A 23,437-nucleotide genomic window follows, 5' to 3' on the forward strand; every position below is an offset into this window, starting at 1 on the left:
CGAATTTCCGCGTTCACCGCCGCCTCGACGCTAAGCGAAGGGCGGCCCCTTGAGTTCGACAACGTTGCCTTCGGGGTCGGCGAGGTAGACCGAGGGACCCAGGCCCTCGGCACCGTACCTCGACTCCACAGGGCCGGCCTTGATGCCATGGACGGCCAGATCGCGGCGAATGGCCGCTTCGTCGAACGGCTCCACGCGAACGCAGAAGTGATCGAGGTTTCGCGCCTCCCGTCCGGGTGCGGCGCCGCCGGCGCGGCCGAGCGCGCCGTCAACGGTGACCAGGTCGATGATCGAGCGTCCGGCGCGCAACTGGATCAGGCCGATCGCGTCCTGTCGCCGCTCCAGCGTGCAGCCCAGAACGTCGCAGTAAAAGCGCATCATCTTGTCGAGGTCGACCACGCGCAGCACGAGATGGTCTATTTCGCGGATGTGGATCATGCGGGCGTCGCAGGAGTGTCGTGGTCGATGGAAGCAAAGACGCGCAATGCCCTGCTCACGCGCGCCAGGTTGTACGACTCGCGCCACGTGCTCAGCACGCTGCCGTCGTCGCGGCACAGGTCCCAGGTGACCGTTGCCAAGGCGCATTGCGTGCCGATGGGCACCACCTCGAGGTCCCGGTAGCGGCAGGACCGGCAGCCCTGGTCGTGATAGCCGTCCACCACACGCTGGAAATATCGTGCGGTGTCAGCGCCGGACGCAAAGCAGTCGATGCTTCCGTCGGCATGCAGCGCTGAATAGGGCGAGAGATAGCGCTGCGCAATCACGCCACCGTCGAAGCTGCGAAACGCTTCGACGAAAGCATCGAAGAAGGCTGCGGCTTCGTCTTGCACGGTGCCGTCAGTCGAACTCGCGCGCATAGCTGTGGGTCAGGATTTCCCATTGGTGACCTTCGGGCTCGTTCCAGTAGATCATCCTGCCGCCGTAGTGGGTGTTGACTTGCTTGTCGACCGGGCCGCGGACCGAACTGCGGTAGTCGATGTCGGCAGCCTGGATCCTGCCGAGGATCTGGTCGAACTCGTCTTCCCCGACCCGAAAGCAGAAGTGCTCGACGGGGAAGGGCTCGTCGGTGCCATAGAAGTCCAGCGTCAGGCCGTCGTTGATGTAGACGGCGAAGAAGGGCCCTTCACGTGCGGGGCCGCAGCGCACGCCGAGCAGCTCAGCCAGGCGCTTTGCCGACGCGTCGCGGTCGTGGGCGGACACGATGGCGTGGTCGAGATGAATCGTCATCTGGCGTGCTCCTTTCAGGAATTCGACTCGCGGGCAGGCGCCATGTTCTACCTGAGCTCCTTGCGGATGACCAGCTTCAGGCCGGACCAGATGTCGCTCACGGCGCAGACTTTCACATCGACGAAGCCCAGCGGCAGGGCCACTTCGCGAACGGTGTCTTCGGTGATGTCGGTCGGCACCTTCGCCGTCTTCTTGGGCCACGACGCCCAGACGGTGGCATCGGGGCGGATCGCGTGTCGCAAGCCCTTGAGTTCGGTCTCCAGCGTGGAGCGGCGGTACGCGAAGACGTGGATGAGATCGGTCGCCCCGGACACGGCTGCATCGAAGTGGACGTCCGCCGGAAGCGGTTCGAGGAGGTGCGCGTAATCGCTGGGTGCGTGCATCGTCACCACCCGGCTGCCAGCGACGATGCCGAGCTTCTTCGCCAGGTGCGTGCCTGAGTAGCCAGCGGGTTTGATGTCACTCATGAGTTCAACGCGCGTCGAAGTGGGGGTGCGGGTTGTCGAACGCCACAAGGATAGCGTCCAAACCGATATCAGGGGAGCGCTGGATCCATGGCCTTTGTCGTGACGGATGCCTGCATTGGATGCGATGGCTTGGACTGAACCGAAGCTAGCCATCGTGCGCGATGGCGGCCAGAAAGTTCGCCGCAGGGAGCGCCCTACAAGGGTGGGCGCGCTTGCCGCACCCATTCCTGCACCGACGCACGCTCCCACTGGCGACGCGCGTAAACCGCCAGCTTCTCAGGCACCGGTTCGCCATGCATCGCCAGCCGGTTGAGCATCAGCGCTAGGTCGACGTCGGCAATGCACCACCGGTCGAACAGGTGCTCCGACGCGTCCGGCAGCAGGGCGTTCGCAAACGAAAAGAGCTTCCCGGCGGCCGCCTGGGCGTCAACTGAAAGCGGCGCCAACTTCTTGCCGTAGAAAACGACCTCGGTCGGCCGCTCCTGGCGGATCGGCATGAGATCGCTGCGCAGCCAGGCCTGGACCTGACGGGCTCTCGCCCGCTGCTGGGCGCCCGCAGGATAGACAGACGTTGCCGGAAAGACTTCGTCGATGTACTCGGTGATGGCGGAAGACTCCGACAGGGTGAATCCGTCGTGGATCAGGGTCGGAACGCGCCGCGTCAGCGAGGTCGCAGCGTAGGCCGGCGCTTCATGGGCCCTGGCTTCAAGATCGACGGTCGCGAGTTCGAAGGGCAGCGACTTCTCGCGCAAGGCCACGAAGACCGACATTGCATACGGACTCGTGAACTGCGAGTCGACATGGAGAAGAAGTTTCGTCTGCGGCATGCGTCTCCCGTCGCGTTGTTGAGAACTGCCCATGATAGGCAATGCGATACGGCGCGCCGCCTACCGCCACGCATTTCCCACCTGGATGTACACCACGTTGTCCTCCGGCCCCTTGGCGTAGTCGAGCCCGACCCACAGGCCCAGTCGCTTTGCGAGCAGGTAGCGGAATCCCACTCCCTTCGACACCACGTTCGAGGCCTCGTTGAACGTCGTCTGCCGGCCCCACGCGCGGCCCGCGCCGACGAAGCCGATGGCGGCCCAGCGCGGCGTGAAGTCCCAGCGGATTTCCGTTTCCACCACAAAGGTATGGTCGTCCTGATAGCGCGCCGCCGGCACGCCGCGCAGGTCGATGAAAGGCAACTGATAAAAGGGCACCCGCCCGCTCGCGCTACGCGCATCCAGTCGCCCACCGATGATCAGGTTCTTGAGCACGGGCCAATACCCGAACGCGTGGCCCCGATACGCCTGGAAGGTGGTGTCGCTGCCCCAGTCCGGGTTGTAGAAGGTCGCGTCGAGGGCGCCGGTCCAGCCCTTGCTGGGCGTGAAGATGTTGTCGCGCGAGTCGTATTCCAGCGTCAGCCCCAGGCCGGAACTGCGCCGCGACATTTCGTCGGGTTGCAGGCGCGCGTTGGGGTCGTTCAGGTCCAGCTTGCTGCCGAGGTCCAGGAAGATCCATCGAAAGCCCAGCCAGCTGTTGCTGTCGCCCAGGCGGCGCAGGATCTGCTGGCTCGACATCCAGCCGTCCAGCGAGTAATTGATGCTGCGCGTGCCGCCGCCCAAGTCGCCGCCTATCCCGTAGAAGGCCAGGTTGACGTCGGTGCGCCCGATGCCGCCGCGATAGCGCCAGCGGTCGTCGTCAAAGCTCGTCATGCCACCGGCGAAGGCGGCCTTGGTGCCGTTTTCGGTGGCCGCGGCGCCAACGACCCAGATGTCGGGCGGCGTCATGTGTCCGGTTTCCGCGGCCCTCTCGGCGCTCTCGCGCAGCGAATTGCGCACGAACATCAGCGCCACGCCGCCGCCATAGCCCACGGCCGGCTCGGTGATGACGATGGGAATGGGCAGGAAGCCCTTGCGATCGACAAGCCAGTTCGACAGGTCTGCATGCCCATCGTCCTGGTCGATGAAGCCATCCATGAACGCGTGACCCGGTTGGCTTAAACCCGCAAGAAGCATTGCGGTGGCGGCAATCTGGCGTACGCGTTCCTTCCAATGCATCGGGTCGGCCTCCGGAGGATTGACCGGGCATCCTAAGTCAGCAACCGTCAAGCGCCAACTTGCGCGGCCCGAAACTTCGCGTCTAATTCCGACCATGACCCACGCCATTCCTGACGACGTCCTGTCCATTGCCAATGCGCTCGCCGATGCGGCGGCGGCGCAGTCGATGCGCTATTTCCGCACGCCGCTGGACATCATCACCAAAGCCGACGAAAGCCCCGTCACGCTCGCGGATCGCGCGGCGGAAACCGCGATGCGCGACATTCTTTCTGCGCAATGCCCGGCCGATGGCATCTATGGCGAGGAACACGGCCGCGAACGGCTGGAGGCTGGCCGCATCTGGGTTCTCGACCCCATCGACGGCACGCGCAGCTTCATCACCGGCTCTCCGCTGTGGGGAACGCTGATCGGCGTGCTGGAGGCCGGCCGCGTTCGCTTCGGCATGGTCGACATGCCGGTGCTCGGCGAGCGCTGGCATGGCCTGCAGGGCGCCGGCGGCAACGTGGCGATGCGCAACGGCCAGCCCGTGCACGCCAGCGCCTGCACCGGGATCGGGCAGGCGCGCATCGTGACGACCTCGCCCGACATCTTCAACGCCGACGACTGGAAAGCCTTCGACAGGCTGAGCCGCCAGTGCGCCATGCGCCGCTTCGGTGGCGACTGCTACGGCTATGCACAACTCGCCGGCGGCACCATCGATCTGGTCGTGGAGACGGGGCTGCAGCCCTATGACTACCTGGGCCCGGCAGGCTTGATCGAGGCGGCCGGCGGCGTGATCACCGACTGGAACGGGCAGGCGCTCGGCCTCGAATCCGACGGTCGGGTCGTGGCCGCCGCCACACCCGAACTCCACCGGGCTGCATTGGCAATGCTCGCGGCCTAAACTGCATCCATGATTCGCTGGCTGCTCGTCGTCATCCTCGCGCTGCTGCTGTTCAACGGGCTGGCGGCGTGGTTGCGCCGCTTCGGCTTCGGCCGGCTGCCGGGCGATTTCGTGTTCCGCGCCTTCGGCCGCGAATGGCATTTACCGCTGGGCAGCACCATCGTGCTGAGCATGATCGCCGCCGCGATCGCGCGCTGGATCTGATGACGACAACCATGAACCCCCGACAAGGAAAGCCCACACCATGAGAGCCTGCGTCGACATCGGCGGCACCAAGGTCGCCGTGAGCCTGTCCAGCGACAGCACGACGCCGCTCATGGCGCGCCGCAGCGAGCCCACCGCCAAGACCGGCAACAACGATGCAGTCGCCGTGCAGATCCTGCGGCTGATCGACGAGGCCTGCGCAGAGCAGGGCATCGACGCCGACTCCATCGATTGCGTGGGCGTATCCACCTGCGGGCCCTTTGAACTGCATGGCGGCATGGTCGAACTGGCGACGCCCAACATCTGCGGCGGCATCGCCGGCCCGGCGCGCGGGCTGCCGAATCAATGGCGCACGGCGCTGCTCGAAGCGCCCCTGGCCAAGCGCTTTCCCCGCGTGCGGGTCGAAAACGACGGAGTGGCCGCGCTCGAAGCCGAACGCCGCTGGGGTGCCTTGCAGGGGTTGGACCACTGCGCCTACGTGACGTGGAGCACGGGCGTGGGCGTGGGCTTGTGCGTCGATGGCCGCATCCTTCGCGGCAAGAACGGCAACGCGGGCCACGCAGGACACAGCTTTGTGGTCGACGATGCCAGCGGAGCGCTGTGCGGCTGCGGCAACATGGGCGACGTCGAGGCGCTCATCGCCGGCAATTCGATCGCCCGCCGTTTCGGGCAGCCGCCGGTGGATCTCTTTGCTGCCGCGGCGAAGGGGGATGCGAACGCGCTGAGCATTACCGACGCGTTGTGCCACGTGATGGGCCGCATGCTCTACAACCTGATTGCCACGCTCGACCTGCAGCGCATCAGCCTGGGTGGCAGCGTGTTCTGGAACAACCGCGACTTTCTCTTGCCGCGCCTGCAGGCGCAGATCGCGGGGCACCTGCCGCCGCTGACGGATGGCGTGGTGCTGGTGCCGGCGGGGTTGGGCGACAGGGTGGGCGATCTGGCCGCGCTGGCACTGCTCGATTAGCGCTCGCTTTCTGCGGACTTGAGCGCCTCCAGGAAGGTGTTGCGCCACCAGTGCACGTCGTGCTGGCGAATGCGCGTGAGGAGCTTTTGATGGCGCAACCGGCGCTCCTCGATCGGCATGCGCAGGGCGTGCTGCACGGTCTCTGCGGTGCCGTGCGTGTCGTAGGGGTTCACCAAAAGCGCTTCCTTCAGCTGCTCGGCCGCGCCCGCGAATCGTGAGAGCACGAGCACGCCCGGGTCTGCCGGATCCTGTGCGGCGATGTATTCCTTGGCGACCAGGTTCATGCCGTCGCGCAGCGGCGTCACCAGCCCCACGGCGGCGGCGCGGCACAGGCCGGGCACGCGTTTGCGCGCGACCATGCGGTGGATGTAGCGCACGGGCATCCAGTCGAGTTCGCCGTAGTCGCCGTTGATGGCGCCACACAGCGATTCCAGTTCGCGTCGAATGTCGGCGTAGGCGTCGACCGTCTCGCGCGTGGGCGATGCAATCTGGATCAGCGTGGCGCTGCGCCGGTTCTCGGGATAGTTGGCCAGCAGTTCGCGAAAGGCCCGCACGCGCTGCGGGATGCCCTTGGAATAGTCCAGCCGGTCGATGCCCAGCAGCAAACGTCGGCTCGAATACTCGCGCTTCATCGTCTCGTACATGTCGCGCGCTTCCTTGGCGTGCGTGAGCGCGGCGAACTCGTCAACGTCGATGCCGATGGGAAAGGCGCCCGCGCGCACCGTGTGGCCGTAGGCGCGATACAGGTCCTGGCCCACCACCTCGCCATGCGCTTCGTTGCGCACGTAGTGCTCGAAGTGCTGCACGTCCTGCTTCGCCTGGAAGCCGATCAGGTCATAAGCGAACAACGAGCGCATCAGCCAGTCGTGCTGCGGGATCGCCGCGATGATGATCTGCGGCGGCAGCGGGATGTGCAGGAAGAAACCGATTCGGTTCTTGCAGCCCATCGCGCGCAACTCGGCCGCGAGCGGAATCAGGTGGTAGTCGTGGATCCAGATGATGTCGTCTTCTTTCAGCAGCGGCATCAGCTTGCGCGCGAACAACTGGTTCACGCGCCGATAGCCGCCGATGAATCCGGCGTCGAAGTGCGCCAGGTCGAGGCGGTTGTGAAACACTGGCCATAGCACGTCATTGCTGTAGCCCAGGTAGTAGCTGTCGTGGTCGTCGCGGCTCAGGTCGATGGTGGCCAGCGTTACCTTGCCGGCCTGCTGCTTGTGCAATTCACCTTCGCCGGTCGGGCCGTCCTGCACGATGGTGCCGCTCCAGCCAAACCACAGGCCGCCGCTTTGCTGCAGCGATTCGCCCAGTGCGACGGCCAATCCACCGGCCGCCGGCTTTCGTGGGTCCGCGAGGCGGTTGGAGACAACAACCAGCCGACTCATGCAGGACCTCTGCGGCCGCCGCCGGGCCGCCCCAAGGCGAGCCGCGCCTCCCCCTCGGGGGGTGGAGTTACAGGAGCGCAGCGAGTGAAAAGCCGGGGGGCCTTCATATTGCCGTGTCCCAGGGGGCGGACAGGCGCACGGCTGCGTTGATGATGCCGACCATCGAATAGGTTTGGGGGAAGTTGCCCCACATCTCGCCCGTCACCGGATGTGTGTCCTCTGACAACAGGCCCAGTGGGTTGCGCGCCGCGAGCATGGTTTCGAAAATCTGCCGGGCCTCGGCCTTGCGTCCGATCTTGGACAGCGCGTCGATGCGCCAGAAGGTGCAGATGTTGAAGGCCGTCTCGGGCTTGCCGAAGTCGTCGGGCGCTTCGTAGCGGCGCATGTAGGGGCCGTCGCACAGCGACTTTTCCATGGCGTCGACGGTGGAGATGAAGCGCGGGTCGCGCGCCTCGATGATGCCCACCTCCACCATCAGCAGGATGCTGGCATCGAGTTCATGGCCGCCGAAGCTTTCTGCAAAAGCCTGCCGTTCCTCGCACCAGGACTTCTCCAGGATTTCCTCGCGCATGCGGGCGGCGTGGCCATGCCAGTAAGCGGCGCGTTCGGGCTGGCCGATGGTGCGGGCAATCTTGGCGAGCCGATCGCACGCGGCCCAACTCATCAGTGCGGAACTCGTGTGCACGCGGGCGCGCGTGCGCAACTCCCACATGCCGGCATCCGGCGTGCCGTAGACGCGGATCGCGTGCTCGCCCACCCGCTCCAGATGCGGAAACTCTGCAGCGCCAGCGCGCCGCAGCAAGCGGTGGTCGTGGAAGGCCTGCGCCGAGCCCAGCACGATGTTGCCGTACACGTCGTGCTGGAAATGCTCCTGCGCCTGGTTGCCCACACGCACCGGCCCCATGCCGCGGTAGCCACTGAGGCCTTCGACGAAGGACTCCGGCAACTGGCCCTCCAGCCCGATGCCGTACAGCGGCTGGATATGGTCGCCGTGCGAGCCGATCACGATGTTGCTCAACCATCGCAGGTAGTCTTCCATCGTGCCGACTTCCGACAGGCTGTTGAGGGCGCGCACCACAAAGAAGGCGTCGCGCAACCAGCAGTATCGGTAGTCCCAGTTGCGCTGGCTGCCCGGCGCTTCGGGAATGCTGGTGGTCATCGCCGCGACGATGGCGCCCGTGTCCTCGTAGAGCGACATCTTCAGGGTGATGGCGGCGCGGATCACCGCATCCTGCCACTCGAAGGGAATGGCCAGTCGCTTGCTCCAGGTGCGCCAATAGGACAGCGTTTCCTGCTCGAAGTGGCGCGCCGTGTCGGCAATGCCGTCGGTCAGGGTTTCGTCCACGCCGAAGATGAAGTTGTATTCGCGTGTGACCACGAAGGGCTGGCGCCCCAGGATGTACGAGACCGACGCGTCGGTGTTCAGGCGCAGCGTGAAGTCCGGGCCCACGTAGCGGATGTGATTGCTCCCGCGCGTCAGCGTCGGCTCGAACTCGCCCCACTGGAAGCGCGGGTCCAGCGCGACGCGGATGCGTGGCGCGCCCGAGATGGCCTTGACCCGACGCACGATGGTCAGCGGCCGGAAGTAGCGCGAGCGGGAATAAAAGCGCGGCGCGAAATCCGTGATCTCGATGCCCTGGCCTGCGCTGTCGAAAAGACGGGTGCGCAACACGGCGGTGTTGGGCTCGTAGCGCTGTTCCGAGGAAGCGAAGTCCTCGAGTTCGATCGCCCAGGCGCTGGCCTTGTCGCCATCGTGCAGCAAGGCATTGAACACGGGCTCGCCGTCAAAGCGGGGCAGGCAGGACCACACGATGCGCCCGCGCTGGTCGACCAATGCGCTGAAGGCGCAGTTGCCAATCACGCCCAGCGAGAGCGACGCCGCAGCCGGCGGCGGGAAATTCCCGCGTGCGACCGGCTTGGCCAGCGCCGAGTCATCGACGGATTCACTGTGTTCGGGGCCGGCGGCGGCCGCGAGGGCTTCGCCGGCGCGGGTGTCGGATTCCTTCAGCGCTTCAGTCATACCCAACTCCTCGGACTATTTCTTGTTCATCTGAATTTGCTTCTGCGCCGCCGCCAGCCACTCGAACACCGCCAATGGCGAATCGAGGCGATGGCGCGCCAGGCTCGGCCCCGTGCCCACCTTGATGGCAATGCCGCCGCGTGGCTGCACCACCGCAAAACCGCTTTCGTCGGTGGTGTCGTCGCCTGCGAACACCGGAACGCGGCCCACGAAGGGCGCTTCGTGCATGAACGCGTCGATGGCGACGCCCTTGTTGATGCCCGCGGGCTTGACCTCGAACACCGACTTGCCATGCAGCAACTCGAACTGCGGCTGGTTGGCGATGACGCGCGTCAGCGCGTCGCGGCACAGCCCTTCCAGGTCCGGCGCGCGCCGGTAGTGCAGCGCGACGGCGGCGTGCTTGCGTTCGACCAGCAGGTCAGGGTGTTCGCCGGCCAGGTGGTTGGCGGCGTCGAGCACTGCCAGAAGATCGGGCGCGCGGTGTTCACGCATTTCGCCGGTCGGGTCGCGTCGCTGCACGCCATGTTCGCCTGCGGCCGGCAGCCGCAAGGGCGCGAGAAAGCGGTCGAGCACGTCGATCTGCCGCCCGGAGACGACCGCCAGCGCGCCGTCCAGCCACTCGTGAAGATCGGTCAAAAGGCCCACAAGGCCCTGCGGTACCTCGATGGCCTCAGGCGTCTCGGCGATGCCGACCAGCGTGCCGTCGAAATCGAGGAACAGTGCGGCGTCGGGAGTGAGGCGAGGAGGCGACTGCATCGTGAAAGACCTTAGCAGAGTCGTGTGATGCCATACGTCGGCCAATGCCGTCAATTGCGCTCACGGCCGGGTCGACGACAGCGCATGCAAAACGGCAGCCGTCCGTGCGCGATGGATGGCTGCGCCGATTTCCGGTCCCTTCGCACCGCTTTGCTGCGCGGCCAGTGCGATGGGTTCGGTGGCCACATCTTGCGCCGCACGCAACGCGGCTTGCAAGCGTTCGCGCGGCGGGTAGTGACTGGACGCATCTTTTGAGGCGGCGCGCGCGATGCATGCGCAGGCCAGCAGAGTCTCGTCGAAGCGTTCAGGCTTGCGGATGGCGTCGCAGCGCTCCAGCAGGCGCATGAGCTCGCTGGCCTCGAAATCGCCGCTGCGGTCGATGTGGCCGTGCTCGCGCGAAACCACCTCGGCCAGTTCACGGACCTCGACCGGCACGCGCCATCGCTCGCACAGCGCGTGCAGGGGCTTGGTGTGCAGGCGGTGGACGAGGCAGGCGAAGCGCACGGCCAGCGATGTGCCCATGTGCGCGGCCATGTCGATCACTTGCATCAACGCGGTGTCGGCATCGATTTCGGGCAGCATCACACCGAGCGCGCCGCAGTCAACCAGCACATCGAACATGCGCGAGGGCTGGGCTTCCATCAGTCCGCGGGACAGTTCTTGCCACACGCGCTCTGCCACCAATGCGTCAATCTCGCCGTCCTTGACGATTTCACGCATCAAATTCCGTGTCTCGGCGGCGACAGAAAAATCTGTAAAACGTGCCGCAAAACGTGCCACGCGCAGGATCCGGACGGGGTCTTCGCGGAACGCGTCGGTGACGTGCCTGAGAACTTTGTTCTGAATGTCCCGTCGGCCGTGAAACGGGTCGATCAGGTCTTCGGATTTGAACGCTCCATCGCCCAGGGCCGTTGCCAGTGCTTCGGGAAGTGCTATCGAATTGATAGTAAGGTCGCGGCGGCTCAGGTCCTGTTCCAGCGTCACGTCCGGTGCGGCGTGAATGGTGAAGCCCCGGTAGCCCGGCGCGCTCTTTCGTTCGGTGCGCGCCAGCGCGTATTCCTCGTGCGTCTGCGGATGCAAAAAGACGGGAAAATCTCTTCCTACCGGCAAGAATCCTTGCGAGATCATTTCTTGGGGGGTGGCGCCGACCACGACCCAGTCCCGATCCATGCCCGACAAGCCGAGCAATCGGTCACGCACTGCGCCGCCAACGAGGAAGGTTTGCATGCGATGAGAGTTTAGGGGTGCTGCCCCTTCGGTAGCCGGTTTTCCCCACGAGAGCGCGAGCGCAGGCTTTTTGGACCTGTCGCAATCGCCATTTTCAACAACGGAGTTTCTTCTCGATGAAAAAGAGTTTTGTAGCGCTGGCTGCCTTGGCCGCGCTGGGTTCAGGGAGCGCGTTCGCGCAAAAGGCGGGTGACTGGGTCGTTGGCGGAGGCTGGCTGCACATGGCACCGCAAGATTCGAGCGAGCCGCTGACCGTCACGTCGCCGGTGCACAGGGTCGTGCCGGATTCGGGCGCCAGCGTCACCGATTCCGACACGCTGGGCCTGACCGCAACGTACTTCATCGACGGCAACTGGGCCGTTGAAGGCGTGGTGGGCATTCCGCCGAAGTTCGAGCTCAACGGCGAAGGCTCGCTGGCGCGCGTCGGCGAGCTGGGCACGGCCCGGCAGTGGAGCCCGACCCTGTTGGGCAAGTACTACTTCGGCAGCGGCCAGGATGCATTCCGCCCCTACGTTGGCCTTGGCGCCACCTATGTCTGGTACAGCGACGTGCAACTGTCCCAGGGCCTGCAGAACACGCTGGGCGGCCTGGCCAGCCAGATCGCACAGCGTCCGCTCGCCACCGTCACGACCGCCAAGCTGGACAGCAAGCTGGCTCCGGTGGTGAACATCGGCGCCGCCTACCAGTTCGACGCGCACTGGGGCGTGTCGTTCTCGGTCTCCTACATTCCGTTGAAGACCACGGCCAAGCTGACGACGACCACCACCACGGGCGTGCCGGTCGCAACCAGCGAAGCGAAACTGAAGCTCAACCCGATCGTGCCGTTCCTGGCCGTGACCTACCGCTTCTGATGCGGTAGTGACGAGCCTTGCCGCCCGCGCTGCTGCTGCTGCTCAGCGCGCGAGCCGGTAGGGCTCTTCGAACTCCCGGAAGTCCTTCTCGGCCAGCGCGGCATCGATCCACGCCTTGACGCCGGGCAATGCCTGCAGGCGCTGCATGTAAGCCGTGATCTCGGCCGGAACCGGCAGGGCAAAGCGCGTAAGGCGGATCATCACCGGGGCGTAGTAGGCGTCGGCAATGGTGAAGCGCCCGAAGAGCATGCCGTCGGCATGGCTCGAAGCATTGGCCGCCAGCAATTCACTCCACATCTGGACGATGCGTGCCACGTCGGCGCGCACGGCGGCGTTGTCGCGCCAGATCAATGCGCCTTGGTGCGCCAGATCCGCCTCGACGTTCATGGCGCAGGCGCTGCGCAATGCGCCAAAGCCGGCATGCATCTCGGCGCAGATGCTGCGGGCGCGTGCGCGCTGCGCGACGTCGGTGGGCCACAACTGCTTGTCCGCGCAGCTTTCCGCGAGGTGTTCAGCGATGGCGAGCGTGTCCCAGATCACGAGGTCGCCATCCACCAGCACCGGCACCGAGCCGGTCGGGCTCCCGATGGCCGCCATCGTGCGCTTGAAGCTCGAATCCGCGTCGAAGGAGTCGAAGCGCACCGTCACTTCCTCGAAGTCGATGCCGGCTTGCTTCATCAGCACCCAGGGGCGCATGGACCAGGACGAGTAATTCTTGTTGCCGACGTAGAGCTTTCGCATGGCACAGTTCTTTCGAAAAAAGACAAGGACAGCCTGCGATGCTATCGGCGTCGTGCCCGCGCCGTCATGACGAAATCAGGGCGAATTGATGCGCGCGCAGCGCTCGTCAGCGCTTCGGATCGCCGCTGTGGTCGTCGTCTGTCTTGCGCGGCTGACCCAGCATGGCTCGCAGTCCGTCCGAGATGGCGGGCACCAGCGCCAGAACGGCCAGCGCCAGCAGCGCGCTGACAATGGCCGTGACCTCGCGGCCCAACCCGCACGCCAGGCCGATGGCCGCCGTCATCCACAGGCCGGCGGCAGTGGTCAGGCCTTGCACGCTTTGTTCGTCCTTGCCGTGCTTGAGGATGGCGCCCGCACAAAGGAAGCCCACGCCGGCCACCAGTCCCTGGATGACGCGGCTCATGTCGGCCGGCTGGATGCCGGCCTGCTGCGGCACGAGCACGAAGAGGGCCGAGCCGATGGCCACCAGCATGTGGGTGCGCGTGCCCGCCGCCTTGCCTTGCGTCTCACGCTCGAAGCCCAGCGCGAAGCCGAGCACGGCCGCGAGCAGCAGGCGCAACACGATACGCGTGAGCTGGGCGACATCGCCCACGTCGGAGAACTCGCTGGCGACCGTCTCGGCGACGGCGTTCCACCCACTGCTCAAGGCAGATCCTTGTTGACCTCGGGAATGCGTTCGTCGCGCGGGCCGACATTGCCCAGGCGCGCCTTGATCGACTGCGGCTTCCCGCTCAGCAGCGCGGCGTAGTTGGTGGTGTTGGCCAGCACCTTCTTGACGTAGTCGCGCGTTTCCGTAAACGGAACGTTCTCGGCCCAGATGGCAGCTTCCATGGTCGGGCCGTTGCGCCACGAGCGCGGCCGGCCCGGGCCGGCGTTGTAGGCCGCGGCGGCCAGCGGCATGGAGCCGTCGAAGTCGTCGAGTGCGAGCTTCAGGTAGTTGGTGCCGATGGTGATGTTGGTTTCGCGGTCGTTGATCTGGTTGGGCGAGAAGTCGGACATGCCGATCTTGCGGGCCGTCCATTTCGCGGTGGCGGGCATGACCTGCATCAGGCCCGAAGCGCCGACACCGGAGCGCGCATCCATGATGAAGCGGCTTTCCTGCCGGATGAGCCCGTAGACGTAGGCCGGATCGAGGCCGATCTCGCGGCTCTTGCGCACCACCGTGTCGTGGTAGGGCATGGGGAAGCGCTGCTCCACGTCGATCACCCCCTTGGTGCGTTCACTTGTGTTGATGCAGCGGTCCCACACCTCGCGCTGGCAGGCAAAGTCGGCGGCGGCAAGCAACTCGCGGTCGTTCATGCCGCCCTTGGTGTGCAGGTTGGTGGCGTAGTTCCACTCGCGCGTGCCTTCGGGCCGAAGGCCGATGGCGATGGCGTAGAGCGCACGGTTGAGCGCGGGGTTTTGGCGGGCGGCGCCCTTTTCCTCAGCGGTGAGCGGCGCGGGACGCGTCGGCACCACGGCGGGCTGGCCGAGTTCCTCGAGTGCAAGCAGTTCGTAGAAGCCGCGGGTGCCTGCAATGCTCTGGTACAGCGCGCCAGCCTGCGCACGCCGCTCGTCGCCGCCGTAGTTGGCGAGTGCCCGTGCCTTCCAGTAGACCCAGGTCGGGTCTTGTTGCGCGTCGTCGCTCATGGCGTCGATGGACGCCTGCACTTCCTTCCACTGGCCCATGCGCAGAGCCGAGCGCGCCTTCCACGCCAGCATGTCGTCGCTCAGGTCGCTGCTCTTGGTGACGTTGGCAAAGTAGCCCGGCGCCATCGGGGAGAGCTTGTTGGCGGCCTGCCGCCCGATGGCTCCCCACAACCAGTTGCGCTCCTCGGCGCTGAGCATGGGGCCCCACTTGTTTTCCAGCTGCTGGGCAGCCATGTCGGGATCGGCAATGGCGATCTTGACGAGCGCGAGCACCACCATTTCCTTGCGCGACTTGGCGGCGACCACCGCACGGCCGGCGAGGAACTTGGGCGCGCTGGCGTTGACTTCGTCGAACAGCGGCACGGCGTCAGGCGCCACGAGGTTGATGGCGTCGCGTGCGGCGCGGGGGCGGTTCGCCTCGATGGCCAGCCGCGCCTTCTTCCAGGCGTCGTTCGGCGACATCACCTGCGCGGCGATCATGCGGTCGGCGGCGGTGAGGCAGCCGTCGTCGGCTTCGCGCTGCGCCAGCCAGCTGCGGCGCACTTCGTCGGCCTGTGCCTTTGTGACGCTGCCACTGCTCGAGGCCGCGGCCAGCACGGCGTAGCAGTTGACTTCGCGGTCATCGCCCATGCGGTAGCCGGGGTGCATGGCAAGAAAGCTGTTCCAGTCGCGCATCTTGCCGAGCTGAAGAAGCCAGTCGTTGCGCATCCGGTCTTCCTGGTAGGTGCCGGGGTAGCGGGCCAAAAAGTCCTGCACCTCGCCGGAGCTGGCTTCGGGCAGGCGGGCCTTCAATTCCCAGTAGGCGGCCCAGGGTTCGAGCACGCTGCCTCGGGCTTGGGGCAGCAGGGTGGTGAGCCGTGCCTTGTCGCCGCGCTGGAATGCCTGCTTCATTTGCAGCACGGCATCATCGCCAGAGGCTTGCGCCAATGCGGATTGCGTCAGCGCGCCGGTCAATAACAGGGTAAAAAGGGTTGCGCCGCGAGGTGCAAAAATACGTCGAAACAGCATCGGGGGATTATGGACAAACCACAGGGCGCCGATACCTCGGCCACCGCCACATTTCTCAAGAAACAGTTGCGTAGTGCTCTTGTTGAGCAGCGCCTGCAAATGCCGGATCGACAAGTGCGCGCAAACTTGTTGCAGCGGGTGATGCGCATCTGGCTGGTGGGCCGGCCAGATACGGTCATTGGCGCTTATTGGCCGATCAAAGGTGAATTCGACCCCTTGCCGGCGTTGCATCGGTGGAAAGAAGACGGCGAATTGCAGGGAAATCCCACGCAACGCCGAATTGGCCTGCCGGTCATGAACCGGCAACACAAGACGCTGACTTTTCACGCCTGGTATCCGGGATGTCCGATGGAAGAAGACGCCTACGACATTCCCAAGCCCAAGGACACCGAACTGATCGTGCCGACGCTGCTGTTCGTGCCTTGCGTGGGCTACAGCGCCGGCGGCTACCGCCTGGGCTACGGCGGCGGTTTCTATGACCGCACGCTGGCCGCGCTGGAGCCTCGCCCGTTCACGGTGGGCCTGGGCTTCTCCAACGGCCTCGTGGAGAACTTCGAGCCGGAGGCGCACGATCTGCCCCTGGACGCCATGCTGAACGACGAAGGCGTCGTCTGGCCCGCCGGCTGAGCTTGGGTTGCAGAGACCGCTGATCCGCAGTCCGCGCAGCGCGCCTTCGCAGCGGATCTGATCAGGGCCTGCTTAGTCGAGGTCGACCAGATCGGGATCAGGCACCTCGCCAATGGTGGTGCGCGTGAGCTGCGCCTGCGCTTCCAGCCAATCGGAAAAAGCGCGCACCTCGGACCGCATGCCACTGCGCGGTCCGGTCAGCAGCCAATAGGACATGGGCGAATCCATTCGACTGGTCGGCAGCACTTCAACCAAGTCGCCGTTGGCCAGGCTGTCCGACACGAGTGAGCTGCGAGCCAGCACCACGCCCTGGCCGGTGAGCGCCGCCTGCACCATCTGATAGGCGTAATTGAAATAGAGCCAGCGCTTGGGTTGCTGGCGGCCCATGCCGTTGCGTTCGAACCAGCGCCGCCAAGTGAGCCATTCGAGGTGCGTGCGGTGCGCGTCGCCGGCCTCGATGAGCGTGAACTGCGCAATGTCCTCCGGCTTCTGGATCGACGGATTGCTCTTGATGAGCCAGGGACTCGCCACCGGCGTGAGCGTTTCGCCAAACAGGCGCACCGCATCGGCTGGCATGTTCGTCGCGGGGCCGTAGCGCAGGGCAATGTCCACGTCCGCCACGTCCAGGTCGACCGCGACGTCGCTTGCGTCGATGCGGATGTCGATGTCGGGGTTGTCGCGCTGAAAGGCCTCCAGGCGCGGAATGAGCCACATCGAGGCAAAAGACGCAAAGGTGGTCAGCGCCACGCTCTTGCGGCCGGCGCTCTGGCGGATCTGCCGCACCGCGCCGTCGATGCGCGGAAGCGATTGCTGTACGGCGAGCAACAGTTGCGCGCCTGCGCTCGTGAGTTCCACGGCGCGCGTGTGGCGCAGGAACAGCGACACGCCGACTTCTTCCTCCAGCGACTGGATCTGCCGGCTCACCGCCGACTGCGTGAGCGCCATCTCCTCCGACGCAGCACGGAAGTTCAGGTGGCGGGCCACGGCCTCGAAGGCGCGCAGGTGCCCCGCAGAAATGGGCCGGGAGCGCAGGTGGGTCTGGGAGTGCTGCATGGGCATTGATGCGGAAACGGAATCATTAGGCTACCGCGTTTTCATTGGACCGGGAAGGCGGTCGGCGAGATCATTCATTCCCGAAACGCGCTATTGCCTTTCGCAGCTACGTACCAAGGAGTACCTCATGTCTGCCACCTGCACCGCTTCCTCGATTCCCGCCCTGACCCGGCCCCTGCCGGTGCCCCCGGCCGTGCGCCGTGGCGCATGGCAGCTCGCGGCCAAGCAGGCCATGACATTGCGCGCCGGTTCCCGCAGCGTGCTCAAGATCCGCCAGGGCCGTGTGTGGATCACGCGCGACGCCAGTCCGCAATGGGGCAGCGAAGACATCGTGCTCGGCCCGGGCGAGTCGCTCACGCTGGCCAAGGGCGAGCGTCTCGTGATGGAGCCGTGGGACAGCTACGGCGTGACCTACACCTGGGACGCTGCCTGACATCCGGGCGATGGGCCGACCCCGTGCCGGCTCAGCCCTGAATGTCGAACTGCGCGCGCAGCGCCAGGAATCGCTGCAGCGCCGCTTCTCCCATCAGCCCGCCGAGGCTGTCCACGTCCTCGGTTTCGGGCGGTTCCGCAAAACCCATCTCGAATCTCTTGTACCGCCGCTGCGCCAGCACGCCGCGGTAGATCACCCGGACGTCGGTGTGACGCGGGTCGCTGGCAATGCGCTCCCAAAGGCGCCCCACGTTGGCCGGTGGCCCTTCGATGTGCTGCAAGAAGCGCATTCCATCAAAAACCAGAAGTCCGGTGATGCCGTTGGCGGCGTTCGCGGCGCGCGCGCGGGCAAGAATGGCTGGAACCACGGCCGGCGTTTCATGGGGGGCGATGACGCTGCCGTAAATGACTTCGTAGAGAGACTCGGGCATGCAGGTCGAAAGAGTGATGGCCGGGAAAGTCTATGAAGCGCTTCAGCATCGTGAAATGTGAAAAGACACTTCCCGGCCGCCCCGCGCGCCTATAGTGGGCGCGTGAAGTCCGGGGAACCACTGGCCGCCGTCGCGCCACCGCAAGTCGAGAACCCGTGCGCGCACTGCCTGCTGCGTGCGAGCGGGGAGTTCCTTCCCGTTTCGCGCGCGGAGCGCGAGGCCATCGAGTCCTTTCGCAAAGGTGCCCGCGTCGTCAAGGCGGGCCGCGCCATCATCGATGAGCACCGTGCCAGCCGTCAGCTGTTCACGCTTTATTCGGGATGGGCATTCCGCTACAAGACCTTGAGCGACGGACGCCGGCAGATTCTCAGCTTTCTGCTGCCGGGCGACTTCTTGGGGCTGCAGGACGAGTTCGCGGATGGCCAGACGCATGGCGTGGAGGCGGCCACCGACGTTTCGCTGTGCGCCTTCGAGCGCGGTGAACTGTGGGAACTGTTCCGCTCGCAACCGAAGCTGGGCTACGACATCACCTGGCTGGCCGCGCGCGAGGAAAAAATCGTGGACGACAACCTGGTCAGCACCGGCCGGCGCAACGCCTCCGAACGCGTGGCGATGCTCTTGATGCACCTTTACCGCCGCGCACAGCGCGTGGGCATGGAGCGGGAGGGCTGGGTCGAGTTTCCTTTCAACCAGCAGCACATTGCGGATGCGTTGGGTTTGTCGCTGGTGCACACCAACAAGACCTTGCGCAGCCTGGCGCGACAGGGCCTGCACCGGATCGACAGTGGCTGGCTGCGCATCCTCGACCCGCAGGCCCTGGAGACGCTGGGCGACTATTTCGAACGGCCTGTGCGGCCTATGCCACTGATCTAGGGGCTTTCGCCCGCGCTGCGGGGCTGGATGGCGGTGGCTTCGCTTATTGTCGGGGCGGCATTTGCCATATCACTCGCGATACCAGCGCCCACTCCTTCATGAGCCTCATTGCCCGACTACGCCAGATTGCAATGGTCAGTGGCGTCGAAACATTCGGGGTGGCGATGGGCGGGGTGTCTGGCCTGCTCATCGTCAATGTGCTGCCCAAGGAGCAGTACGCGATCTACACGTTTGTGCTGGCATGCGTCACCCTCATGGCGGGCATCAGCGAATTGGGACTGTCGCATTGCGTCCTGCCCGTGGTGGGCCAGCGCGCCAGCGACCAGCATTGGGTGGTGGGCGTGTGCCATCAGATCTTCAGGCGGCGGTGGATGCTCATGTCCGCCGGCGTCGTGATCGTGTTGCCCTACTGGTTCTACACCTCGCAGGAGCATCACTGGCACAGCGCGCCGCATTGGGTCTCGGGGCTGCTGATGCTGGGGGTGGTCCTGCTCACGCTGCGCGAGAGCTTCCTGCACGTGGTGCTGCTCATCATGCGGCACATCCCTTCGCTCAACCGCATTGCGTTTGCCTCGCACACGGTGCGCTTTTCGCTGGTGGGCGCGGTGCTGCTCTTGCCGCTGGCAGCGTGGTCGGTGCCGGCATTGTTCGCGGCGACGGTGCTGGCCCTTGCAGTGTCGGTTCAGCTTCTGAAGCGGGCGTTCGCGCGCCACGGCATCGAAGACTGGCGCCTGAACGCCGACGAATGCCGCGTCGTCGACCGCGAGGCCTTGCGCGTGGCGCTGCCGCTGGTGCCCTCGGCCATCTTCTTTCATGTGCAGGGTGTCATCACGGTGCTGATCGTCTCCATCTTCGGAACGACGGACATGATGGCCGAGGTGGGTGCCTTTGGCCGGCTGGCGCTGGTGCTGACGGTGTTCGACCGCGTCACCAACATGTTGTTGTTTCCGGCCCTGGCGCGTTCGCCGGCGGGAGCGCGCTTTGTCTCGCGCCTCACGCGCATCCACGGTGCCTACCTGGTCATGATGTTCATGGTACTGGCCACCGCCGTGGCCTGGCCGCACTACTGGATGCTGCTGCTCGGACGCCAGTACGCCAGCATGGAGCCGTACCTCTGGATGGTGGTCGTGTCCTCCATCCTCATGAGCGCGGCGGGTTTTGCATTTCGCACGCTGGCCGTTCGCGGCGCCACGCAGAGGCAATGGGTCACGATTCCCCTCGTGATCCTGGTGCAGATCGTTTTTGTTGCGCTGGTGGGCGTCGACAACCTCAAGCTGGTGCTGGCCTTCAACCTCGTCACGAGCTGCACGCACTTTGCCTACCAGTACGGCATGTTGATCGCCAGTTTGCCCGGCTGGCGCAAGGAGCCTGCCGACGTGGCAACTGAGGCGAGTCAGCCCAAGGCTGACTGAGGAGACGTCGTCGAACAAGCCCCTCGTTGGGGCGGCTTCAGTGATGCCTCATGAACCGGGCGACGACGGAAGCAGCGTCTCCTTGTTTCCGCTCGAATTTCTAGGATTTGCGGTAGAAGCGCCCTATGGCTGCGGCCACGCCCAAGCTCATGCGCCGCAGCGCGAAGTGCAGGTCCGAATAGATGCGAATCGGCTGGTTGGCATATTGGTAGTACGCCTTGGTGGCAGGCGTGGGCGGCCGCCCCTTCAGGGCCCGGCGGATGTGCCGGCCCAGCCAGGGCTTGTTTGACCCGATGGCGTGCGAGAAGTAGTAACCGCCCTGCTGAAAGTCCATGGCCTCGGGACCGGCAGCGTTCAGTGGTGCGTGGTGCGCCATGAGCGCGAAGTTCATCGCGTCCTGGTCGGTCGAGTGGAACATGTCGTGCGCATGCCCGCTCTTGATGTGCTTGAGGCCGTCGTTGTACTCCAGCACATGCTCGCAGAGGTGACTCCACAGCGGCAGGAAGTCGGCGTACTGGCGTGGCACGCTCAGGAAGCCCGAGTTGAAATAGTGCGCGAGCTCCCGGCAGACACGAACTCCCCGATTGGCAAACCAGTCCGCCCACATGAGGCGCTTGGGGTGGCGCGGGGGCAGGGACCAGTTGATGTCTTCAATGATGCCGATGCCGCCGGAGAACCAGCATTCGATGTCGGACCAGCCGCACTTGACCACGATGTCCGGGTCCACATAAGCGACGGTGTCGCAGTCGGGGGACAGGTCTTCGAGCACGCGCAGCATGAAGGCGGGCTTGTAGTAAGCGAAGAACATGGGCGTCTCGAGCTTGACGAAGCAGATGCTGAATTCGTCGGTGATGCCAAGGCGCCCGGTTGTCGCGTCGAAGGAAGGGGACGTGACGATCCACTGCGCCAGGTCGCCCCGATATCCTGCCCACAACTCGCCGGCATATCGGGACGCTGCGAGCGAATTGGCCAGCGCTGCCACGCCGTAGTGGTAGTGGCCCTCGAACAGGGTGCAAAGTGTCGTTTTCATCAAGTGCGTTTGACCATGGATGCCGCGGCTCGGGTAGCGGGCCAGTGTAATCAAATCTGCCTCATGGCTACATGAAGTTACGGAGGTAAACATCAAGTTACGCACGGTCAGGGCCCGTTTTTGGCGAGTTTTGTTGACCCGGCGGCGAGTTCCGAAGGGTTTGTGCGTTCAAGCAAGCGTCGCGCCCGGAATGACAGCGCAGGCGCATCGATAATTCCCGCCAGTTTGCGAAACAGATCTGGAACAGAAACGAATGGCACCCATTCCCCAAGAAATCGACGGCCCCGTTGACGTCGTCGTGATGGCAGCCGGCAAGGGCACCCGCATGAAAAGCAGCCTGCCCAAGGTGCTGCACCGCCTGGCAGGCCGCGCGCTGGTGTCGCATGTGATCGACACCGCCATGCGGATTCATGCGCGCAAGGTGGTGGTCATCACCGGCCACGGCGCCAACGAAGTGGAAGCGGCCCTGGGTGGGCCCACGGACAAACCCATCGAATTCGCCCGCCAGATGCCCCAGTTGGGCACCGGGCACGCCGTGCAGAAGGCGCAATCGCACCTGCCCGATGACGGCACGGTCGTGATCCTGTCGGGTGACGTGCCCCTCATCGGCGAAGACACGCTCAAGGGCCTGATTGCCGCCAGCGCCGGCCGCCACATGGCCCTCTTGACCATCGATTTCGACGACCCGACGGGTTACGGGCGCATCGTGCGCGACGGCGAGGCCGTGCAGGCCATCGTCGAGCACAAGGACGCGACGCCCGCCCAGCGCGGGATCCGCGAGGTGTACAGCGGCGTGATGGCCGTGCCCGCCCGGCTGCTCAAGCCCTGGCTCGCGCGGCTGGACAACAAGAACGCCCAAGGCGAGTTCTACCTGACCGACATCGTCCGCTTCGCGACGGTCGACGGGGTCTCGGTCGTGGCCTATCGCACCGACGACGCGCTGCAGGTGGCGGGCGTCAACGACCCCGCCCAGTTGGCGCAACTGGAGCGTGCCTTCCAGCGGCGGCAGGCCGACGCCTTGCTCAAGCAAGGCGTTCGCATGGCGGATCCGTCACGCTTCGACCTGCGCGGAACATTGGCCTGCGAGGCCGACGTTGAAATCGACGTCAACTGCGTCTTTGAAGGCGCCGTGTCCCTGGGCGCGGGTGTTCGCATCGGCGCCAATTGCGTGATTGCCAATGCGCGCATCGAAGCCGGCGCCGTGATTCATCCCTTCACGCACATCGACGGCGAAAAAGCTGGCGTGACGGTGGGGCCGGCCTCGCTCGTGGGGCCGTTCGCGCGGCTGCGTCCCGGCGCCCGCCTGGGGGCCGAGGTGCACATCGGCAACTTCGTCGAGGTCAAGAATTCGACCCTGGCGGCCGGGGCCAAGGCCAACCACCTGGCCTACCTGGGCGACGCCACGGTCGGTGCGCGCGTCAACTACGGCGCGGGCAGCATCACGGCGAACTACGACGGCGCCAACAAGCACCGCACCATCATCGGCGATGACGTGCACGTGGGCAGCAACTGCGTGCTGATCGCGCCCGTCACCATCGGCGCGGGTGGCACGGTGGGCGGTGGATCGACGGTGAGCAAGAGCACCGAGCCGGGCGGCCTGACGGTGGCGCGCGCCCGGCAGGTGAGCTTTCCGAACTGGCTGCGTCCGGTCAAGAAGAAGCCCTGACGGACTTCAAGGTTGCGGCGGAAGCTGCACCCTGGACTGGAACTTCGCCCGCTTGACGCTGAAGAAGGCCTTCACGTTGCGCACATTGGCGTCTGCCGTGAACAGGCGCTGGGCGAGCTCGAGATAACCGGGCATGTCGCGTGCGCCAACGATGAGGACGAAATCGGGCCCGGGCGAGACGCGGTAGCACTGTTGCACCGACTCATCGGCGATGACGCGCGCCTCGAAGGCGTCGAGCGCTTCCGCCCCCTGTCGGTCCAGCGACACCTCGACCACCGCCTGGATGCCGTGCCCGACCAGGGGCGCCAACTTGTCGGGTGACAGGATGGCCACCTGACGCTCGATGACTCCCGACTGCCGCAGACGCTGCACCCGGCGCAGGCAAGTAGGCGGAGACACGTGAACCAGTTGCGCAAGTTGCTGATTTGTTCTGGACGCGTCTTCCTGAAGTGCGTCCAATAGGCGCAAATCGATCACGTCGATGATCAAAGATTCCATGGATCTTAAAA

26 protein-coding genes are annotated in these 23,437 nt (G+C 65.4%); 9 read left to right on the forward strand and 17 right to left on the reverse strand.

Annotated elements, in window-relative coordinates:
- Positions 1-30: 30 nt before the first annotated feature.
- The 6 genes from QTI66_RS23320 to QTI66_RS23345 form a co-directional block, all read right to left on the reverse strand.
- On the reverse strand, positions 31-438 hold the full coding sequence (locus QTI66_RS23320; protein ID WP_286562328.1) for a VOC family protein: 408 nt from the start codon (positions 436-438) through the stop codon (positions 31-33).
- Positions 435-830 carry a DUF6841 family protein gene (locus QTI66_RS23325; protein ID WP_286562330.1) on the reverse strand — a complete coding sequence of 132 codons (396 nt, stop codon included), beginning with the start codon at positions 828-830 and terminating at the stop codon, positions 435-437. Before QTI66_RS23325 ends, QTI66_RS23320 begins: the two co-directional genes overlap by 4 nt.
- A gap of 7 nt (positions 831-837) precedes the next feature.
- A complete protein-coding gene (locus QTI66_RS23330) occupies positions 838-1,227 on the reverse strand; it encodes a VOC family protein (RefSeq protein ID WP_286562331.1) in 390 nt (129 codons plus the stop codon).
- 47 nt (positions 1,228-1,274) lie between these two features.
- Positions 1,275-1,694 (reverse strand): DUF3052 domain-containing protein, encoded by a 420-nt coding sequence (locus QTI66_RS23335; protein WP_286562333.1) that lies wholly within the window; start codon positions 1,692-1,694, stop codon positions 1,275-1,277.
- Positions 1,695-1,888: 194 nt separating this feature from the next.
- On the reverse strand, positions 1,889-2,521 hold the full coding sequence (gene yfcF / locus QTI66_RS23340; RefSeq protein WP_286562335.1) for a glutathione transferase: 633 nt from the start codon (positions 2,519-2,521) through the stop codon (positions 1,889-1,891).
- Between the two features lie 60 nt (positions 2,522-2,581).
- A complete protein-coding gene (locus QTI66_RS23345) occupies positions 2,582-3,655 on the reverse strand; it encodes a BamA/TamA family outer membrane protein (protein ID WP_286562336.1) in 1,074 nt (357 codons plus the stop codon).
- Positions 3,656-3,830: 175 nt separating this feature from the next.
- Here QTI66_RS23345 and hisN point away from each other — a divergent pair, with 175 nt between their 5' ends.
- Genes hisN through QTI66_RS23360 form a run of 3 tightly spaced genes read left to right on the forward strand, consistent with a single transcriptional unit; the run spans position 3,831 to position 5,790 of the window.
- Entirely contained in the window at positions 3,831-4,619 is a 789-nt protein-coding gene (gene hisN / locus QTI66_RS23350; protein ID WP_286562337.1) for a histidinol-phosphatase, read from the forward strand.
- A 9-nt stretch (positions 4,620-4,628) separates the two neighbouring features.
- Complete coding sequence (locus QTI66_RS23355; protein ID WP_286562338.1) at positions 4,629-4,823, forward strand: DUF2905 domain-containing protein; 195 nt, start codon at positions 4,629-4,631, stop codon at positions 4,821-4,823.
- A gap of 40 nt (positions 4,824-4,863) precedes the next feature.
- Positions 4,864-5,790: an ROK family protein gene (locus tag QTI66_RS23360; protein ID WP_286562339.1), complete on the forward strand. Its 927-nt coding sequence runs from the start codon at positions 4,864-4,866 to the stop codon at positions 5,788-5,790.
- On the opposite strand, the gene otsA is transcribed toward QTI66_RS23360, so the two are convergent.
- The 4 genes from otsA to QTI66_RS23380 form a co-directional block, all read right to left on the reverse strand.
- Positions 5,787-7,172: an alpha,alpha-trehalose-phosphate synthase (UDP-forming) gene (otsA, locus tag QTI66_RS23365; protein WP_286562340.1), complete on the reverse strand. Its 1,386-nt coding sequence runs from the start codon at positions 7,170-7,172 to the stop codon at positions 5,787-5,789. The genes QTI66_RS23360 and otsA overlap by 4 nt on opposite strands.
- 103 nt (positions 7,173-7,275) lie before the next feature.
- The gene (locus tag QTI66_RS23370; RefSeq protein WP_286562341.1) at positions 7,276-9,192 is read right to left on the reverse strand and encodes a glycoside hydrolase family 15 protein; all 1,917 of its coding nucleotides are present in this window, start codon (positions 9,190-9,192) and stop codon (positions 7,276-7,278) included.
- 15 nt (positions 9,193-9,207) lie between these two features.
- Entirely contained in the window at positions 9,208-9,948 is a 741-nt protein-coding gene (otsB, locus tag QTI66_RS23375; RefSeq protein ID WP_286562342.1) for a trehalose-phosphatase, read from the reverse strand.
- A gap of 60 nt (positions 9,949-10,008) precedes the next feature.
- Positions 10,009-11,175: a tRNA nucleotidyltransferase/poly(A) polymerase-related protein gene (locus QTI66_RS23380; RefSeq protein WP_286562343.1), complete on the reverse strand. Its 1,167-nt coding sequence runs from the start codon at positions 11,173-11,175 to the stop codon at positions 10,009-10,011.
- A 116-nt stretch (positions 11,176-11,291) separates the two neighbouring features.
- Here QTI66_RS23380 and QTI66_RS23385 point away from each other — a divergent pair, with 116 nt between their 5' ends.
- Complete coding sequence (locus tag QTI66_RS23385) at positions 11,292-12,026, forward strand: OmpW/AlkL family protein (protein ID WP_286562345.1); 735 nt, start codon at positions 11,292-11,294, stop codon at positions 12,024-12,026.
- A gap of 42 nt (positions 12,027-12,068) precedes the next feature.
- Here the strand turns inward: QTI66_RS23385 and QTI66_RS23390 are convergent, their stop codons facing one another.
- The 3 genes from QTI66_RS23390 to QTI66_RS23400 all read right to left on the reverse strand — a co-directional run bounded on the left by QTI66_RS23390 (position 12,069) and on the right by QTI66_RS23400 (position 15,404).
- Positions 12,069-12,767 (reverse strand): glutathione S-transferase family protein, encoded by a 699-nt coding sequence (locus QTI66_RS23390; RefSeq protein ID WP_286562348.1) that lies wholly within the window; start codon positions 12,765-12,767, stop codon positions 12,069-12,071.
- A 106-nt stretch (positions 12,768-12,873) separates the two neighbouring features.
- Positions 12,874-13,413 carry an MgtC/SapB family protein gene (locus QTI66_RS23395; RefSeq protein ID WP_286562349.1) on the reverse strand — a complete coding sequence of 180 codons (540 nt, stop codon included), beginning with the start codon at positions 13,411-13,413 and terminating at the stop codon, positions 12,874-12,876.
- Positions 13,410-15,404 carry a lytic transglycosylase domain-containing protein gene (locus QTI66_RS23400; protein ID WP_444815038.1) on the reverse strand — a complete coding sequence of 665 codons (1,995 nt, stop codon included), beginning with the start codon at positions 15,402-15,404 and terminating at the stop codon, positions 13,410-13,412. The genes QTI66_RS23395 and QTI66_RS23400 overlap by 4 nt, the downstream gene beginning before the upstream one ends.
- Before the next feature lie 9 nt (positions 15,405-15,413).
- Between QTI66_RS23400 and QTI66_RS23405 the strand changes: the two genes are divergently transcribed.
- Positions 15,414-16,031 (forward strand): 5-formyltetrahydrofolate cyclo-ligase, encoded by a 618-nt coding sequence (locus QTI66_RS23405; protein ID WP_286562351.1) that lies wholly within the window; start codon positions 15,414-15,416, stop codon positions 16,029-16,031.
- A 72-nt stretch (positions 16,032-16,103) separates the two neighbouring features.
- Here the strand turns inward: QTI66_RS23405 and QTI66_RS23410 are convergent, their stop codons facing one another.
- Positions 16,104-17,084, reverse strand: coding sequence for a LysR substrate-binding domain-containing protein (locus tag QTI66_RS23410; RefSeq protein WP_286562353.1), 981 nt, complete (start codon positions 17,082-17,084; stop codon positions 16,104-16,106).
- Between the two features lie 127 nt (positions 17,085-17,211).
- Between QTI66_RS23410 and QTI66_RS23415 the strand changes: the two genes are divergently transcribed.
- Positions 17,212-17,517, forward strand: coding sequence for a DUF2917 domain-containing protein (locus tag QTI66_RS23415; protein ID WP_286562354.1), 306 nt, complete (start codon positions 17,212-17,214; stop codon positions 17,515-17,517).
- A 31-nt stretch (positions 17,518-17,548) separates the two neighbouring features.
- On the opposite strand, the gene QTI66_RS23420 is transcribed toward QTI66_RS23415, so the two are convergent.
- Positions 17,549-17,947 (reverse strand): BLUF domain-containing protein, encoded by a 399-nt coding sequence (locus tag QTI66_RS23420; RefSeq protein ID WP_286562355.1) that lies wholly within the window; start codon positions 17,945-17,947, stop codon positions 17,549-17,551.
- A 102-nt stretch (positions 17,948-18,049) separates the two neighbouring features.
- On the opposite strand from QTI66_RS23420, the gene QTI66_RS23425 reads away from it, so the two are divergent.
- Together QTI66_RS23425 and QTI66_RS23430 are read left to right on the forward strand one after the other, a co-directional pair.
- Positions 18,050-18,820: a Crp/Fnr family transcriptional regulator gene (locus QTI66_RS23425; protein ID WP_444815039.1), complete on the forward strand. Its 771-nt coding sequence runs from the start codon at positions 18,050-18,052 to the stop codon at positions 18,818-18,820.
- Between the two features lie 98 nt (positions 18,821-18,918).
- Positions 18,919-20,232, forward strand: a complete 1,314-nt coding sequence (locus tag QTI66_RS23430; RefSeq protein WP_286562356.1) for a polysaccharide biosynthesis protein — start codon at positions 18,919-18,921, stop codon at positions 20,230-20,232.
- A gap of 100 nt (positions 20,233-20,332) precedes the next feature.
- On the opposite strand, the gene QTI66_RS23435 is transcribed toward QTI66_RS23430, so the two are convergent.
- On the reverse strand, positions 20,333-21,262 hold the full coding sequence (locus QTI66_RS23435) for a glycosyltransferase family protein (RefSeq protein WP_286562358.1): 930 nt from the start codon (positions 21,260-21,262) through the stop codon (positions 20,333-20,335).
- A 253-nt stretch (positions 21,263-21,515) separates the two neighbouring features.
- Here QTI66_RS23435 and glmU point away from each other — a divergent pair, with 253 nt between their 5' ends.
- On the forward strand, positions 21,516-22,928 hold the full coding sequence (gene glmU / locus QTI66_RS23440) for a bifunctional UDP-N-acetylglucosamine diphosphorylase/glucosamine-1-phosphate N-acetyltransferase GlmU (protein ID WP_286562360.1): 1,413 nt from the start codon (positions 21,516-21,518) through the stop codon (positions 22,926-22,928).
- Positions 22,929-22,934: 6 nt separating this feature from the next.
- On the opposite strand, the gene QTI66_RS23445 is transcribed toward glmU, so the two are convergent.
- Positions 22,935-23,426, reverse strand: coding sequence for an Lrp/AsnC family transcriptional regulator (locus QTI66_RS23445; RefSeq protein WP_286562361.1), 492 nt, complete (start codon positions 23,424-23,426; stop codon positions 22,935-22,937).
- Between the last annotated feature and the right edge of the window lie 11 nt (positions 23,427-23,437).

It is taken from the genome of Variovorax brevis (assembly GCF_030317105.1).
Classification (GTDB): Bacteria; Pseudomonadota; Gammaproteobacteria; order Burkholderiales; family Burkholderiaceae_C; genus Variovorax; species Variovorax brevis.

Coding starts and splice junctions, on each gene's coding strand:
- QTI66_RS23320 (WP_286562328.1), bottom strand. CDS start 438: ATGATCCACATCCGCGAAATAGACCATCTCGTGCTGCGCGTGGTCGAC.
- QTI66_RS23330 (WP_286562331.1), bottom strand. CDS start 1,227: ATGACGATTCATCTCGACCACGCCATCGTGTCCGCCCACGACCGCGAC.
- QTI66_RS23335 (WP_286562333.1), bottom strand. CDS start 1,694: ATGAGTGACATCAAACCCGCTGGCTACTCAGGCACGCACCTGGCGAAG.
- yfcF (WP_286562335.1), bottom strand. CDS start 2,521: ATGCCGCAGACGAAACTTCTTCTCCATGTCGACTCGCAGTTCACGAGT.
- QTI66_RS23345 (WP_286562336.1), bottom strand. CDS start 3,655: ATGGATGGCTTCATCGACCAGGACGATGGGCATGCAGACCTGTCGAAC.
- hisN (WP_286562337.1), top strand. CDS start 3,831: ATGACCCACGCCATTCCTGACGACGTCCTGTCCATTGCCAATGCGCTC.
- QTI66_RS23355 (WP_286562338.1), top strand. CDS start 4,629: ATGATTCGCTGGCTGCTCGTCGTCATCCTCGCGCTGCTGCTGTTCAAC.
- QTI66_RS23360 (WP_286562339.1), top strand. CDS start 4,864: ATGAGAGCCTGCGTCGACATCGGCGGCACCAAGGTCGCCGTGAGCCTG.
- otsA (WP_286562340.1), bottom strand. CDS start 7,172: ATGAGTCGGCTGGTTGTTGTCTCCAACCGCCTCGCGGACCCACGAAAG.
- QTI66_RS23370 (WP_286562341.1), bottom strand. CDS start 9,192: ATGACTGAAGCGCTGAAGGAATCCGACACCCGCGCCGGCGAAGCCCTC.
- otsB (WP_286562342.1), bottom strand. CDS start 9,948: ATGCAGTCGCCTCCTCGCCTCACTCCCGACGCCGCACTGTTCCTCGAT.
- QTI66_RS23380 (WP_286562343.1), bottom strand. CDS start 11,175: ATGCAAACCTTCCTCGTTGGCGGCGCAGTGCGTGACCGATTGCTCGGC.
- QTI66_RS23385 (WP_286562345.1), top strand. CDS start 11,292: ATGAAAAAGAGTTTTGTAGCGCTGGCTGCCTTGGCCGCGCTGGGTTCA.
- QTI66_RS23390 (WP_286562348.1), bottom strand. CDS start 12,767: ATGCGAAAGCTCTACGTCGGCAACAAGAATTACTCGTCCTGGTCCATG.
- QTI66_RS23400 (WP_444815038.1), bottom strand. CDS start 15,404: ATGCTGTTTCGACGTATTTTTGCACCTCGCGGCGCAACCCTTTTTACC.
- QTI66_RS23405 (WP_286562351.1), top strand. CDS start 15,414: ATGGACAAACCACAGGGCGCCGATACCTCGGCCACCGCCACATTTCTC.
- QTI66_RS23410 (WP_286562353.1), bottom strand. CDS start 17,084: ATGCAGCACTCCCAGACCCACCTGCGCTCCCGGCCCATTTCTGCGGGG.
- QTI66_RS23415 (WP_286562354.1), top strand. CDS start 17,212: ATGTCTGCCACCTGCACCGCTTCCTCGATTCCCGCCCTGACCCGGCCC.
- QTI66_RS23420 (WP_286562355.1), bottom strand. CDS start 17,947: ATGCCCGAGTCTCTCTACGAAGTCATTTACGGCAGCGTCATCGCCCCC.
- QTI66_RS23430 (WP_286562356.1), top strand. CDS start 18,919: ATGAGCCTCATTGCCCGACTACGCCAGATTGCAATGGTCAGTGGCGTC.
- QTI66_RS23435 (WP_286562358.1), bottom strand. CDS start 21,262: ATGAAAACGACACTTTGCACCCTGTTCGAGGGCCACTACCACTACGGC.
- glmU (WP_286562360.1), top strand. CDS start 21,516: ATGGCACCCATTCCCCAAGAAATCGACGGCCCCGTTGACGTCGTCGTG.
- QTI66_RS23445 (WP_286562361.1), bottom strand. CDS start 23,426: ATGGAATCTTTGATCATCGACGTGATCGATTTGCGCCTATTGGACGCA.